This window comes from Roseburia sp. 1XD42-69, from assembly GCF_003612565.1.
GTDB lineage: Bacteria > Bacillota > Clostridia > Lachnospirales > Lachnospiraceae > Roseburia_B.
Genome location: NZ_RAZG01000046.1, coordinates 18,895 through 32,606, shown reverse-complemented (window position 1 = coordinate 32,606; position 13,712 = coordinate 18,895). Strand labels below are relative to the sequence as shown.

Genomic DNA, 13,712 nt, shown 5'->3' with positions numbered 1-13,712 from the left:
CTGCCCACTTGTAACTATTCAATAGATCTTATGTCAGTTTTTTGAGTTTACACAAAATATGAAACAGTCTCTTTGCAAAAGCAGCAGTGCTCACTTGTTCATCGGCTCTGCGTCTTAAGCGTCTGGCTCTTTTATAACAGTTACTTGTAAGTTCTTAACTTTAATCAAAGTTTCCCCCTTGCATTTCGGACAGTAGAGAGGATAGTTTTTTAAAACGGTATCTTCTCTAATTCTGTCACGAGTTTTGTTGCCACAAACAGGACAGCGTATCCATTTTGCATCTTGCATAGGTCAATCCTTTCATTCTTTAAGATCTGGGAAAAAGATATGAATGCTTAATCTGTTGTTTTCGTATATTGCGGATATAGTTCCTTTCATTTGTTCAACAAGTGTTTTAGAAATTGTCAATCCTAAACCTGTTGATTTTCTGGCAGCTTCTACAGTATAAAAGCGGTCAAACAATCTTCCCACTTGTATCTCGTCTAATCCAGAAGCCATATTAGAAAAGGCAATCTCCCCATTCTCTGACAGAACAATCTTCAAATCTCCATCACTGTATTTTATAACATTGCTTATCAGATTGGAAAATACACGGGATAATGCAGAACGGTCAAGCATCCGCACTACTTTTGTTTCAGATACTTGTATCTCTGGCACGATATTTCGTTCGGTTAAAACCGTATAAAATGCTGCAATACTTTCTTCCAATACCGTATTGATAATTACCTGTTCCTTGGTTATATTGTCTTTTGTTGAAATGATAACAGAGTACTTAAAAAGTTCCTCTGAAAGCTGTGTCAAAATATCCACACGGTCTTTTATAATTTCGATATATCGATTTACGGATTCAGACTTTTCTTCCTGCTCTAACAATTCCAAGTAACCGCTGAGAGCCGTAAGCGGTGTCCGTAAATCATGTGAAATATTTGTAACTGCATTTTTCAACTCCAAATCGCCTTGCTGAAATCGGCGCCGTTCCGTACGGAGTTTGCGAAGCTGTCCGTTGATAGTATTCGCTAAACGACGCACATTCTTGTCGCTGCTGGAAATATCAATCAAAACATTCGTATCGGTTACGAGTCTATCGGCAAAAGCAATTTCAATTTCCTTTACTGATCTTTGTAAAATATGTATTTTTACTAACAAGGCAATGATAATTGCAATCAAAATGCCGATAGATACCCATAACCATATTTCCATAACATACTCCTTATTTTAAATCTTTTTTCTTAAAACCAATTAATCCTATACCTGTAGTTGATAAAATAATGATAAATGAATAGAGAGGTAACAACGGCAGATTTGCAGCCTCCAATGATATACATTGAATTACCTGTCCGCCGGGAATAAAATCGTAAATAAACTGAACTGTTTTCCGTTCCCCCTCATTCAAATAATGCGGATTTGGTATTTCTTCATATTCTTGTCCGTTTTCAGTTACAACCAAACCCATATTCATTTCAGGTTCGCTTAACATTTTATTTAATTGCCCTCCCATAAATAGAAGCAAAAAAGCGAAAAGAATACATATAACAGCAGTTATCGCCTTGCTATGATTTAACATCGAAATCAAAGTATAAATAGATGAAAATGCAATAGCAAGCAGAAATGCTGTCAATACAAATAACATAACTATTTTTGTAGCCATATTAAAAAATCCAAGCAGAGGAATGCCAATACAAAGATAAGGAACAAAGAATACGATACACATAATAAGGCTCACAACTGCGCACGTAACAAAATTTGCCAAATAAATTGCGTTTCGATTTTGCCCAACGATTACTTTGTTTCGGATAGTCCCATCGCTGTATTCTGTACCAATAAACAGACTGCAAAATACCGCCATTATAATGCCAATAAACAAGACGCATCCCAAAAATGCATTATCTATCGGATTGATTGTGCCTGTATGTTTCATATCCATGTATCGCATGACAGGGAAAAATATGCCTGCTGCAAACATAAAAACTAAGCCAATCCAAAAAACTTTGTCCTTTTTCAACCGCATGAAATTTGCGGATAACAATTTAGTCATTCTCTTTCCCTCCTACCAAACCGACATAATAGCTTTCCAAACTTTCATCCCGTTCCTGCATGGAAATCACTTCACAATTTTCTTTTGCTAAAGCGAGTGTTAATTTGGAAACATTGATTCTGGCATACACATCAGCCGCCTTGTCAGAAACAATGGTGTATTCAACATTCATTCCGTCTAACACACGAGAGAGTGTTCGGGTATTCGTTACTTCAAGACGAATACACTTGCGGCAGGCGGTACCCAGCTCTTTGGCACTGATTTCTTTTACAATCTGCCCTTTATCAATAAATCCATAATGCGTTGCAAGTCTGGATAATTCATCAAGGATATGACTGGAAATCAATACAGTAATCTGCTGTTCCCGATTGAGTTTTAAGATTAACTCCCTCATTTCTATAATTCCCTGCGGGTCAAGACCATTGACAGGCTCGTCCAAAACCAAAAAATCAGGGTCACCGACTAATGCGATAGCAATACCCAATCGTTGCCGCATACCAAGAGAGAAATTTTTGGCTTTCTTCTTTTCTGTATTCTCCAATCGAACCAGTTTTAAGATATCCGCCAATCCATCGTAAGATGGAAGTCCCAGAATACGATACTGCTGTTTCAAATTGTCCTCAGCTGTCATATCAAGATAAATCGAGGGCGTTTCCACAACAGCCCCCATCCGTCTGCGTGCTTTTAAAATCTCCTTATCTGTGCTTTTTGTTCCATATAGCGTGTATTCTCCAGATGTAGGCTCTTGCAAGCCGCAAATCAGACGGATAAGTGTTGTCTTGCCAGCACCATTTTTCCCTACAAAGCCATAGATTGCTCCTTTGGGAATATTCATTGATAGTCCGTTTAATGCTTTGTAATTTTTGTAACTTTTACACAAAGCATTTGTTTTAAGAACATAATCCATAAAAGCATAACCTCCTTGTTTAGTGTACTGGCATTATATCTGTAATTGGTAAAGAAAACAGTAAAGAGAACAGTAAAGAAATCGTAAAGATTTATTCTGCCCTCATTTTAAAGCCAATTCCCCAGACCGCTTCAATATATTCTTTGTTATTTACCTCTCGAAGTTTTTTCCTCAAATTGCTAATATGCATTTTCAGAGAACTTTCCGTACAATCTGGTGTGTCTGTGCTGATACGGTCTAACAACAGTGATTTTGTAACAACCTGTGTGGGATTTTGCATAAGCAGTTTCAAAATGGCATATTCTGTCCTTGTCAATTTTATTTCCGTATTATCGATTTTTGCAATATGGGTATTGGTATTGAGTACAATATCTGCAAATGTCAATTCTGAAGAAACAAGCATACTTTCCGAATTTCTGAGATGTACGGAAATTCTGGCTAAAAGTTCCCTCATGTTAAACGGCTTCGTCACATAATCAACCGCACCGCCAAGCAGCACATCAACTTTATTATCAATATCAACTTTGGCACTCACCACAATAATAGGGATTCCCTTTATTTGGGGAAGTACATCTTCTCCATTCAATCCCGGCAGCATTAAATCTAATAATACAAGGTCTGGCTTTGACTTTGATAAAACGAATAATGCCTCTGTTCCAGAATAAGCACGGAAGATTTGATATCCCTCTTTGGAAAGCATTTCTTCAAGCACATTTCCAATATGTATGTCGTCATCAATAATTAAAATTCTTTTCATAGTCAATCAACTCCATCTTGTTTTTTGTTTTCCTTATATCTGCCATCAACAGGTTTCTTCGCTGTCTTAGGAATAAGCCATACACGATTAATGTTTATAACACCCTCAATCCGCTTTTCTTTGCAAAGTCTTTGCACCCGTCGTACCGATATATTCCAACGCTCTGATGCTTCCTGTGCCGTCATATACTCAAACATTTCTGTCCTCCTAAAATGTACTGTTTTTATTATATCCGTTTGAACGAATAATATCAACTCGCAAAATATGAACTTTCATCTAAGCAAACACCATTCGTGGTATCTTCTCTACGAGATGGGGCTGTCGGAAAATAGGTACAGAACGTGTTCGGGAAGCGTCCGACCAGAACCAAGAGAAAACCGTCAAGGAATGTAAGCAGAAAATCAGCAAGGCACAGAAGCGGCATAAAGAGCTTGACGGGCTTGTGAAAAAGCTATATGAGGGCAACGCCACGGGCAAGATACTTTACTATCCTATTGACAAGGAAATATAGCTATACTATAATAGTAACTAATGTTGCGTAACTTATGTTTCCGTAGGAGGTAATTTAAAATGCCACCAACACCAATTATTACTAAACAAGACATTATTAACGCTGGGATTCAGTTAATTAGAGAAAACGGAATACGCAGTGTAAATGCCCGTAGTTTGGCGAAATCTCTTAGCTGTTCTACAAAACCTCTTTTTCGCATTTACAAAAATATGGAGGAACTGAAAAAGGATATTAAAAAGGAACTTGATAATTATTACAATGACTTCATGGAAAAGAATATGACTAATGAAAATCGGTTGTTAAGTCAAGGCATTTCATATATCGAATTTGCGCGTAGTGAAAAAATGATTTTCAGCAGCTTATTTATGAATATGACTATGGCAGGTTCTTCTTTACAAGATATTATTCATGCAGAATGGAATAGAGCTTCCATAGAAAACGCCAAAGCATTGACAGGTTTATCAACGGAAAAAGCAGAAATGTTATTTATCAATTTTTGGCTATATTCTCATGGCATAGCTACACAAATTGTATCTAATGATATAGATATTCCATTGGATTTAGCAAAGAAATTATTGAAAAATGCTTTTAATAGATTCTCATTGGAAACAGTATAAAAAATTAGAGAAAGGATAGTTTAATTATGTTAGAAAATAAAATAAGAACGCCGGAGGAACTCAAAAAGTATATATTTCTTTTCTAACCGGATTGATAATTATGATAATGTTCATCTTAATAATTGGGCGGAAGAATATGCTCATATAGCGGATTATTTTGATACCTCTATAAATTCTTTACTTGATATTGGTTGTGGTACAGGGCTAGAACTGGCATCAATATATCAAAAGTTTCCTAATGTGAAGATTACAGGTATTGATTTATCCAAAGATATGTTGGAAAAACTGCGGGTTAAATATGCGGATAAGGATATTGATTTAATTATGGCAGATTATTTTGAATATCCATTAGAAGCAGAGAAATATGACGCAGCTCTTTCATTTGAAACATTACATCATTTTAAATACTCTAAAAAGCAAAAAATATATGATAAACTTTTCCAAACAATTAAATGCGGAGGGTACTATATTGAATGTGATTATGTCGCCTGTTGCTTAGATGAAGAAATACTCTGCCTTGAACAATATGAATTTAAACGCAAAGAAAACCACATACCTGATGATGTTTTTGTTCATATTGATATTCCATTAACACTTGAGCATCAAATACAGTTGATGAAAAATGCAGGTTTTAGAAATGTGCATATACTTTATGAGAATAAAAGTACAATGATTATAAAAGCTGAAAAATAAACAAAAATATGGGGGGTAAAGGAGTCGGAAAAAACCAAATGGTTTTTTTGCCCTGTTTGCGGAAATAAAACAAGACTACAAATACGGGAGGATGCAGAATTAAAAAATTTTCCTCTCTACTGTCCGAAATGCAAACAGGAAAATTTAATTGACGCTAAAGAACTACATATAACCATTATCAAACGGTAACTTGAATAAAGACAAAGAGCCAGACGCATAGACGCAGAGCCGACAGACTTATAAATCACAGTTTGTCGGCTATTTTCTTGAAAATAAAATGTTAAAGGTATGCCGGAAGATAATCATGGGGAAGCAATATAAAACGCCGCCCCTTGAATTATAAAATGTAACTATAAACCAATCACCGCCCCATGTGGGAGAAAGGGGGAAATTTCTATGGATTGCACAGAAGCGTACAAGGAACACATCATGTATGCCAAAGAGAAATATCAGGCTGTTTTAAAGAGGAAGGCCACGTCGGGGGAATAAGCCACATCCCTTGCTCTTTTATCAAAATGCCTGGAAGCATACCACGGGAGAGGGGGTTGACGGGAGGGATATTTATATCCAAATGACCATTCCAAATGAGGAAATTGCATACATTTATGAGAACCATATTTCTTTGTGGTTTGAGAAAAAGATAAAAGGGGCGGATTTATCCCCTCTGATGATTGCCTTAGAGCAGAAAGACTGTAAGGGGCAGGTACATGGTAAAATCCAACCGGGAAAGCGGGGAAGGCAGGCAGGGAAGAAAAATTACCGGGCAGAGTTTGAAAAGCAGGGCTACCGGGATATTTCGGTTTATTGTATCTGTTTTTACAGGAAAGAATGTGTGGTTATGGCAGAATAAAAATCTTTTGAATGTTTCATTGCAGATATCTATCATGGTGTGATATGATAATACCAGAAGTAAATTACAGATGGAGGAAAAACCATGAGCAATGTAAGAAGAGTTTATGTGGAAAAGAAACCGGATTTCGCCGTACAGGCCAAAGAATTAAAGTCTGAGATAAAAAGTTATCTTGGAATTAAGACTTTAGAGGAAGTTCGGGTTTTAATCCGCTATGATATTGAAAATATTTCCGACGATACCTATGGGAAGGCGATCCACACGGTGTTTTCCGAACCTCCTGTGGATTTTGTTTATGAGGAGAGTTTTGATTTAAAAGGCGGGCAGACCTTCAGCGTTGAATTTTTGCCGGGGCAGTTTGACCAGAGGGCGGATTCGGCGGAACAGTGCGTGAAGCTGTTAAATGAAACGGAGGAGCCGGTTATCCGCACCGCAACCACCTATGTGATTACCGGGGATGTGAGCAGTGAGCAGCTTACCGCCATTAAAGATCATTGTATCAATCCTGTGGATTCCAGGGAAACGGATTTGAATAAACCGGAAACTTTGATTACAAAGTTTGAGGAACCGGCGGATGTGAAGATTTTTGACGGGTTTATTTCTATGCCGGAAACGGAGTTAAAGGAACTTTATGGTTCTTTAAATCTGGCAATGACCTTTAAGGATTTTCTCCATATCCAAAATTACATTAAAAATGAGGAAAAGCGGGATCCTTCCATGACGGAAATCCGGGTGCTGGACACTTACTGGTCAGACCACTGCCGCCATACCACTTTTTCTACGGAGCTTACGGAAGTGGCCTTTGGGGAGGGAGACTACAAAAAGCCAATTCAGGACACATATGAAGACTACCTTGCAACTTATCAAAATCTTTATGAGGGAAGGGATGACAAGTTTGTGTGTCTGATGGACATTGCCCTTATGGCTATGAAGAGGCTGAAAAAAGAGGGAAAACTAAAGGACCAGGAGGAGTCTGACGAGATTAACGCCTGCTCTATTGTGGTGCCTGTGGAGGTGGACGGAAAAACAGAGGAGTGGCTTGTGAATTTTAAAAATGAGACCCACAATCATCCCACGGAGATTGAGCCTTTCGGAGGGGCGGCTACCTGTCTTGGAGGGGCAATTCGCGACCCCTTGTCAGGAAGGACGTATGTATACCAGGCTATGCGTGTCACCGGGGCGGCGGATCCCACTGTGTCCGTAAAAGAAACCATGAAAGGGAAGCTCCCCCAGAAAAAACTGGTGCGGGGAGCGGCAAACGGCTACAGTTCTTACGGAAATCAGATTGGCCTTGCCACCGGCTATGTAAAGGAAATATATCATCCCAATTATGTGGCAAAGCGCATGGAAATCGGCGCAGTGATGGGGGCGGCCCCCAGGCGGGCAGTGCAGAGGCTTACCTCCGACCCGGGGGATATCATTATCCTTTTGGGGGGACGTACCGGAAGGGATGGCTGCGGCGGCGCCACCGGCTCTTCCAAGGCCCACAATACGGCTTCCATTGACACCTGCGGAGCGGAAGTGCAGAAGGGGAATCCCCCCACGGAGCGTAAAATCCAGAGACTGTTCCGAAGAGAGGAAGTCAGCCATATTATTAAAAAGTGCAATGATTTTGGCGCAGGGGGAGTTTCCGTTGCCATCGGTGAACTGGCGGACGGCCTTTTGGTGGATTTGGATAAGGTGCCAAAGAAATATGCAGGTTTGGACGGGACGGAGATTGCTATATCAGAGTCCCAGGAGAGAATGGCTGTTGTGGTTGCCCCGGAGGATGCAGAGCAGTTTTTGGCCTACGCAAAAGAAGAAAACTTAGAGGCGGTAAAGGTTGCCGTTGTGACAGAGGAGCCCCGCCTTGTGCTTTCTTGGAGGGGAAAGGAAGTTGTAAATATTTCCCGGGCATTTTTAAATACAAACGGCGCCCACCAGGAGACGAAAGTGTCCGTGGATATCCCGTCTAAATCTGATTGTTATCTGGATAAAATTTCAACGCCAAAGGTAAAAGAGGCTCTTGATAAAAAGGATATCAAGGCGGCATGGCTTTTGACCCTTTCCGATTTGAATGTCTGCTCCCAGAAGGGCCTGGTGGAACGGTTTGACGGCTCTATCGGGGCGGGAAGCGTGTATATGCCCTACGGCGGCCGTTACCAGCTCACGGAGACTCAGAGCATGGTGGCAAAGCTTCCCGTGGCCGGGGGGAAAACGGATACCGTTACCATGATGAGTTACGGTTTTGATCCCTATTTGTCCTCCTGGAGCCCCTATCACGGGGCTGTGTATGCCGTGTTGGAATCGGTATCCCGCATTGTGGCAGCGGGAGGGGATTTCCATAAAATCCGCTTTACTTTCCAGGAATATTTCAGGAGAATGTCTGAGGAACCCTCCCGCTGGAGCCAGCCTGTGGCAGCTCTTTTGGGGGCTTACAGCGCCCAGATTGGATTTGGCCTTCCCTCCATCGGGGGAAAGGACAGTATGTCCGGCAGTTTTAATGAAATAGACGTTCCCCCTACTTTGGTTTCTTTTGCCGTGGATGTGGCAAAAGAGAAAAATATTCTTACCCCGGAGCTTAAAAACCCTGGAAATGAACTGGTGTTATTTACCGTTCCAAAGGATGGGTATGACCTGCCAATGTATGATACGGTGATGAAAATATATGACGCAGTTCATGAACTCACAGAAAAACGCGCCCTCATCTCTGTGTACGCCATAGACGGAAAAGGCCTTGCGGCGGCCATAAGCAAAATGGCATTTGGAAATAAATTGGGAGTTACCCTTTCGGATAACGTATCCTTAGAAACCCTCTTTGCCCCGGGATTTGGAAATCTGGCAGCGGAAGTTCCTTCCGGTAAAATGGAGGAAGTGAAGAAAACATTGGAGGCAGCAGGGCTTTTGGACTTCGTAACCTCTGTGGGCAGGGTAAATGAAGAATCCGCCTTTATTTATGGAGATATGAAACTTTCCATGGAGGATGCCATTTCGGCATGGACGGGCACATTGGAAAAAGTGTTCCCCACCAGGGCAGCCTTTGATACAAAAGAAGTTGAGACGGGTATTTATAAAACCGATAAGGTGTATGTGTGTAAGCATAAAGTGGCAAAGCCCACGGTGTTTATTCCTGTATTCCCAGGGACAAACTGCGAGTATGACAGCGCCAGGGCCTTTGAGGCGGCAGGGGCCGATGTGATTACGAAAGTTTTTAAAAATCTAAGTGAGGAGGATATCCGGGATTCCGTGGATATTTTTGAAAAAGCCATTGCCAAATCCCAGATTATCATGTTCCCGGGAGGATTTTCCGCCGGGGATGAGCCGGAGGGCTCCGCAAAATTCTTTGCCACAGCCTTCCGCAATGAGCGCTTAAAAGAGGCGGTAAATAAGCTGTTAAATGAGAGGGATGGTTTGATGCTTGGCATTTGCAACGGTTTCCAGGCACTGATGAAACTGGGGCTTTTGCCTTACGGGGAAATCCGGGAACAGTCGCCGGATTCTCCCACCCTTACCTATAACACCATTGGCCGCCATATCAGCAAGATGGTGTACACCAAGGTTGTAACAAATAAATCCCCCTGGCTTACAGGCGCTGTGACAGGAGAGGTTTACTGCACCCCTGCATCCCACGGGGAGGGGCGTTTTGTAGCTGCGGGAGAGTGGATTGACAAACTGTTTGCGGGCGGGCAGGTGGCCACCCAGTACGTCAATGAAAAGGGCACGCCCACCATGGACGAAGAGTGGAATGTGAACGGCTCCTATGCAGCCATAGAGGGCATCACAAGCCCCGACGGGCGTATCCTTGGGAAAATGGCCCACGCAGAGCGCATCGGAGAAAGTGTTGCAATCAATATTTACGGAGAGCAGGATATGAAGCTTTTTGCATCCGGGGTGAATTATTTTAAATAAGGGTAGAACCATGCAGTCAATTTTAATATTAGAAGATGACGAAAATTTAAACAGGGGAATTTCTTTAAAGCTGTGCAGGGAAGGCTATCAGGTCTTCTCTGCTTCTTCTGTTTCTCAGGGAAAAAAGTATTTTTTAAAAGAAAAAGTAGAAATGGTTATCAGCGACATAAACCTTCCCGACGGAAGCGGCCTTGATTTTGGAAACTGGGTCAGGGAAAACAGCGCCTGTTATCTCTTGTACTTAACGGCAAGGGATACGGAAATTGACATGATAAACGGCTATGACACGGGGGCGGACGATTACATTACAAAGCCCTTTTCCCTGGCGGTGTTGATTTCCAAAGTAAATGCCCTGATGCGCAGGCTGCAGGGACTGGAATATGATGTCTTATGTTCCGGGGAAATTGAGTTACACAAAAAAGAGATGCAGGTAAAAAAGCATGGGGAAATTTTGTCTCTTAGCAGGACGGAACTGCTTCTTCTCTTATATTTTCTGGAAAATGCAGGGCAGATTTTGACGAAAGAACAGATTTTAACGAAAATATGGGGGAACGACGGGCAGTTTGTGGAGGAAAATACGGTGAATGTAAATATCAGCAGGTTAAAAAGCAAACTGGGGACAGACTGTATTTCCAATGTAAGAGGGCTGGGGTATATATGGACAGAAAAAACATACAAAAAATAGGAAACGTAATACTGGTTTTGGCCGCAGTTCTTCTGGTGTCTTTTAACGCATTGTTCTGTATCAGGGAAAATGCCAGGCTTACGGAGAAACAAAAAGAAGAATTTACCACTGTGTATCCGGAACGGGAGGCGGAGCTGGCAGAAATCTGCCAATACTATGACAAAAAGCAGAGAGAAACCATGATAAATTTTTTCCTTTTTGCCGGGGGTGTTGTGCTTTTTTCAGCGGTTTTCCTGGAGTTTCAGATAAGAGTAAGAGAGAGGAAGTTTTCACAGTGCCTGATAAAAAATCTTCACCTTTTTGAAGAGCAGTTAAATCAGTTTTTGCAGGGAAACTATGAGATAAGGGAAGAGGCGGACTGCGAAGGTGTGGATAAGGAGACAGGTCTTGCCATGCAGGAGATGGGGGAGCGTATTTCGGGATTGGGGAAATATTTTTCCATGTTGAGAGAAAAACTAGAGCAGGAGGAAAATTCCACAAAGTCTCTGATTACGGATATTTCCCATCAGCTAAAGACACCTCTTGCCGCAGTGCGGTTAAATTATGAGATGATGCAGGAAGAATGTCTCACGGAGGAAGAGAGGAGGGAGTTTTTAGAGAGGGAAGAACAGGAAATTGACAAACTGGAAAGCCTTCTGGAAGAGCTTATGAAATTGTCCCGGTTAGAGAGCCATATGATTCAGTTAAAACGGGAGAGGGTAAATCTAAAGGATTTGATTCTGGAAGCCATCAACCAGGTTTATATGAAAGCGCATTCCAGGGAAGTTGAAATCCAGGCAGATATTCCAGGGGACCTCTGGCTTTCCATGGACAAAAAATGGACGGTGGAGGCTTTTGTAAATGTGCTGGATAACGCAATTAAATATTCCCTGCCAAAAGGAGTGGTAAAAGTCAGGGTAACAGCATGGAACAATATGGCATCCCTTGAGATTGAGGATGAGGGAATCGGGATTTCTTCTCAGGAACTCCATAAGATTTTCCACAGGTTTTACCGGGGGGAAAAGGCTTTAGAAATGGTAAAAGAGGGAGCCGGGGTAGGGCTTTACCTTACAAGACAGATTATAGAGGAGCAGGGGGGGACGATTTTAGCAAAAAGAAAGCGTAAGGGAACGATTTTTCAGATTACCATGCAGATGTAATATTTTTGTTGACATACTGTGCATGTGTGTGTATACTGTATATAAAAAGAGGGATGCAAATGTTACAGGAAAATGAAATTTTACTGAAATGCCGGAACTTAACGTTAAAGAGAAAGGGATTCACGTTAGACAGTGTTGATTTTGAACTGCCCAAGGGGTATATATTAGGAATTATGGGGCGAAACGGCGTGGGGAAATCTACGCTGGTACAGGCGCTTCTTGGCATTTGCCAAAAAGAGGAGCAGGAGAGGATTTTTTTTCAGGGGACTCCCATAAAGGATATTGTTTCCTACAAAAAGAATCTGGCTTTCGTCTTAAATGAGAATCCTTTCCCTGAAAAATTAAATTCCCTGGACTGCGGAGTGCTGTATCAGGAATATTATGACAATTTTGACCAATCGGGGTATCTTCAGCGGTTAAAAGCGTTTGAAGTGCCGGAAAGAGTCTGCATAAAAAAACTATCCAAAGGACAGAAAATCAGGCAGCAGCTTGCCTTTGCCCTTTCCCATGACGCCTGCCTTTATATTTTTGATGAACCTACGGGAAATCTTGACAGGGAGTTTCGGGAAAGATTTTGGGAGGAAGTGCAAAAACTTACCCGGGACGGAGAGAAAAGCGTTATCTATGTAAGCCATCTGGTGGAAGAACTGGAACGGATGGCGGATTACCTTTTGTGGATTTGGGAGAAGGATGGGGAGGGGGAAGAGAAAGGGGCAGCCCAGAAATATTTTGGCACAACGGAAAGGCTTTTGGAGCGGTTTCAATTAATTCAGGCATCGGGGGAAGAAGCAGAAGTTTTGCCGGAGGGGTCGGTGGCAGGTATCCGGGACAGGGAATATGCCAAGGAGTTTTTAGCATATGCCAGGCGGGAGGAACTGCCGGAAAATTTAAGGGAAGTCAGCAGATATCCCACCTTAAAGGAGATTATGTACTATGTGGAAAAAAGCGGTTTTGCGGATTTGGATGGAAAATAAAGGAGTTGATTTGTGTGTGAAAGCATTTCTCTTTTTTCTGCTGATATTTGGGGGGATTTTTGCAGGATTATATGGCGGTTTTCCCAATGGGATTCTTTTGATACTGTTTGTATCTTTTATGGAAATTAAAATGGAAGTTCCTGTTTCCTACATGGAAGATTTGCTTCCCAGAGCCAAAGAGGAGCGAAAAAAGCTGGATATATGGGAGAGCACACTGATTTCCGGCATCTATACATTTGCCTATGCCTTGGGAAATGTTTTATTTTTTGTTTTTTCGGAGAGAAATTTGTGGAATGAAGAAGCAGTTTTTTATCAGGTGAAAACGGCGGTTTTTGTGTTTCTTGTCCTCTTTGCCATGCGGGTTTGGTATATCTGGTCCGTGATGGAGGGCATAAACCGCCCGGCGTTTGTGTTGGAGGAGAAGGAAAGGGACAGGGCGGAATTTTCCCTGTGGTCTGTCTGGGGCAATGTGTATTGTTTTTATGGGTCGCTTTTTTACCTCCTGCTCTATAGCATAGGAAAATTTGCAGGTGTAAAAAAATTGTCTTTTATTGCTTTTGGCAGGTTTCATACCGCCCCTGTGCTGGATGGGATTTTCTTTGTGCTGCTGTGCGTACAGACCGTAAAAATATGCAGGGGAAAGGTAAGGCAATAAA

General features: G+C 41.7%; 15 protein-coding genes. 9 read left to right on the top strand and 6 right to left on the bottom strand.

Going from position 1 to position 13,712, the window contains the following annotated elements:
- Positions 1–114 precede the first annotated feature (114 nt).
- The 6 genes from D7Y06_RS17360 to D7Y06_RS17335 all read right to left on the bottom strand — a co-directional run bounded on the left by D7Y06_RS17360 (position 115) and on the right by D7Y06_RS17335 (position 3,896).
- Positions 115–231: a cysteine-rich KTR domain-containing protein gene (locus tag D7Y06_RS17360; protein ID WP_442970426.1), complete on the bottom strand. Its 117-nt coding sequence runs from the start codon at positions 229–231 to the stop codon at positions 115–117.
- A 69-nt stretch (positions 232–300) separates the two neighbouring features.
- Positions 301–1,200, bottom strand: a complete 900-nt coding sequence (locus tag D7Y06_RS17355; protein ID WP_120409001.1) for a sensor histidine kinase — start codon at positions 1,198–1,200, stop codon at positions 301–303.
- A gap of 10 nt (positions 1,201–1,210) precedes the next feature.
- Positions 1,211–2,035: an ABC transporter permease subunit gene (locus D7Y06_RS17350; protein WP_120409000.1), complete on the bottom strand. Its 825-nt coding sequence runs from the start codon at positions 2,033–2,035 to the stop codon at positions 1,211–1,213.
- The gene (locus tag D7Y06_RS17345) at positions 2,028–2,942 is read right to left on the bottom strand and encodes an ATP-binding cassette domain-containing protein (protein WP_120408999.1); all 915 of its coding nucleotides are present in this window, start codon (positions 2,940–2,942) and stop codon (positions 2,028–2,030) included. The genes D7Y06_RS17350 and D7Y06_RS17345 overlap by 8 nt, the downstream gene beginning before the upstream one ends.
- A gap of 91 nt (positions 2,943–3,033) precedes the next feature.
- Positions 3,034–3,699 carry a response regulator transcription factor gene (locus D7Y06_RS17340; protein WP_120408998.1) on the bottom strand — a complete coding sequence of 222 codons (666 nt, stop codon included), beginning with the start codon at positions 3,697–3,699 and terminating at the stop codon, positions 3,034–3,036.
- Between the two features lie 2 nt (positions 3,700–3,701).
- Positions 3,702–3,896: a helix-turn-helix domain-containing protein gene (locus D7Y06_RS17335; RefSeq protein ID WP_120408997.1), complete on the bottom strand. Its 195-nt coding sequence runs from the start codon at positions 3,894–3,896 to the stop codon at positions 3,702–3,704.
- A gap of 373 nt (positions 3,897–4,269) precedes the next feature.
- On the opposite strand from D7Y06_RS17335, the gene D7Y06_RS17330 reads away from it, so the two are divergent.
- The 9 genes from D7Y06_RS17330 to D7Y06_RS17290 all read left to right on the top strand — a co-directional run bounded on the left by D7Y06_RS17330 (position 4,270) and on the right by D7Y06_RS17290 (position 13,711).
- Positions 4,270–4,827, top strand: a complete 558-nt coding sequence (locus tag D7Y06_RS17330) for a TetR/AcrR family transcriptional regulator (protein WP_120408996.1) — start codon at positions 4,270–4,272, stop codon at positions 4,825–4,827.
- A 69-nt stretch (positions 4,828–4,896) separates the two neighbouring features.
- The gene (locus tag D7Y06_RS17325) at positions 4,897–5,520 is read left to right on the top strand and encodes a class I SAM-dependent methyltransferase (RefSeq protein ID WP_330566511.1); all 624 of its coding nucleotides are present in this window, start codon (positions 4,897–4,899) and stop codon (positions 5,518–5,520) included.
- A gap of 6 nt (positions 5,521–5,526) precedes the next feature.
- Positions 5,527–5,709 (top strand): cysteine-rich KTR domain-containing protein, encoded by a 183-nt coding sequence (locus D7Y06_RS17320; RefSeq protein ID WP_120409005.1) that lies wholly within the window; start codon positions 5,527–5,529, stop codon positions 5,707–5,709.
- A 310-nt stretch (positions 5,710–6,019) separates the two neighbouring features.
- Positions 6,020–6,370: a hypothetical protein gene (locus D7Y06_RS17315; RefSeq protein WP_120408995.1), complete on the top strand. Its 351-nt coding sequence runs from the start codon at positions 6,020–6,022 to the stop codon at positions 6,368–6,370.
- 84 nt (positions 6,371–6,454) lie between these two features.
- Entirely contained in the window at positions 6,455–10,258 is a 3,804-nt protein-coding gene (locus tag D7Y06_RS17310; RefSeq protein WP_120408994.1) for a phosphoribosylformylglycinamidine synthase, read from the top strand.
- A 10-nt stretch (positions 10,259–10,268) separates the two neighbouring features.
- On the top strand, positions 10,269–10,943 hold the full coding sequence (locus D7Y06_RS17305; RefSeq protein ID WP_120408993.1) for a response regulator transcription factor: 675 nt from the start codon (positions 10,269–10,271) through the stop codon (positions 10,941–10,943).
- Positions 10,916–12,082 (top strand): sensor histidine kinase, encoded by a 1,167-nt coding sequence (locus D7Y06_RS17300; RefSeq protein WP_120408992.1) that lies wholly within the window; start codon positions 10,916–10,918, stop codon positions 12,080–12,082. The genes D7Y06_RS17305 and D7Y06_RS17300 overlap by 28 nt, the downstream gene beginning before the upstream one ends.
- A gap of 59 nt (positions 12,083–12,141) precedes the next feature.
- Entirely contained in the window at positions 12,142–13,056 is a 915-nt protein-coding gene (locus D7Y06_RS17295; protein WP_158591407.1) for an ATP-binding cassette domain-containing protein, read from the top strand.
- Positions 13,016–13,711 carry a hypothetical protein gene (locus D7Y06_RS17290; protein WP_120408990.1) on the top strand — a complete coding sequence of 232 codons (696 nt, stop codon included), beginning with the start codon at positions 13,016–13,018 and terminating at the stop codon, positions 13,709–13,711. Before D7Y06_RS17295 ends, D7Y06_RS17290 begins: the two co-directional genes overlap by 41 nt.
- Position 13,712 lies beyond the last annotated feature (1 nt).

Bases quoted from the DNA above. Each gene is read 5' to 3' on its own strand.
- D7Y06_RS17310 (WP_120408994.1), top strand. From the start codon at position 6,455: ATGAGCAATGTAAGAAGAGTTTATGTGGAAAAGAAACCGGATTTCGCC.
- D7Y06_RS17350 (WP_120409000.1), bottom strand. From the start codon at position 2,035: ATGACTAAATTGTTATCCGCAAATTTCATGCGGTTGAAAAAGGACAAA.
- D7Y06_RS17300 (WP_120408992.1), top strand. From the start codon at position 10,916: ATGGACAGAAAAAACATACAAAAAATAGGAAACGTAATACTGGTTTTG.
- D7Y06_RS17290 (WP_120408990.1), top strand. From the start codon at position 13,016: ATGTGGAAAAAAGCGGTTTTGCGGATTTGGATGGAAAATAAAGGAGTT.
- D7Y06_RS17355 (WP_120409001.1), bottom strand. From the start codon at position 1,200: ATGGAAATATGGTTATGGGTATCTATCGGCATTTTGATTGCAATTATC.
- D7Y06_RS17305 (WP_120408993.1), top strand. From the start codon at position 10,269: ATGCAGTCAATTTTAATATTAGAAGATGACGAAAATTTAAACAGGGGA.
- D7Y06_RS17330 (WP_120408996.1), top strand. From the start codon at position 4,270: ATGCCACCAACACCAATTATTACTAAACAAGACATTATTAACGCTGGG.
- D7Y06_RS17295 (WP_158591407.1), top strand. From the start codon at position 12,142: ATGTTACAGGAAAATGAAATTTTACTGAAATGCCGGAACTTAACGTTA.
- D7Y06_RS17345 (WP_120408999.1), bottom strand. From the start codon at position 2,942: ATGGATTATGTTCTTAAAACAAATGCTTTGTGTAAAAGTTACAAAAAT.
- D7Y06_RS17335 (WP_120408997.1), bottom strand. From the start codon at position 3,896: ATGTTTGAGTATATGACGGCACAGGAAGCATCAGAGCGTTGGAATATA.
- D7Y06_RS17340 (WP_120408998.1), bottom strand. From the start codon at position 3,699: ATGAAAAGAATTTTAATTATTGATGACGACATACATATTGGAAATGTG.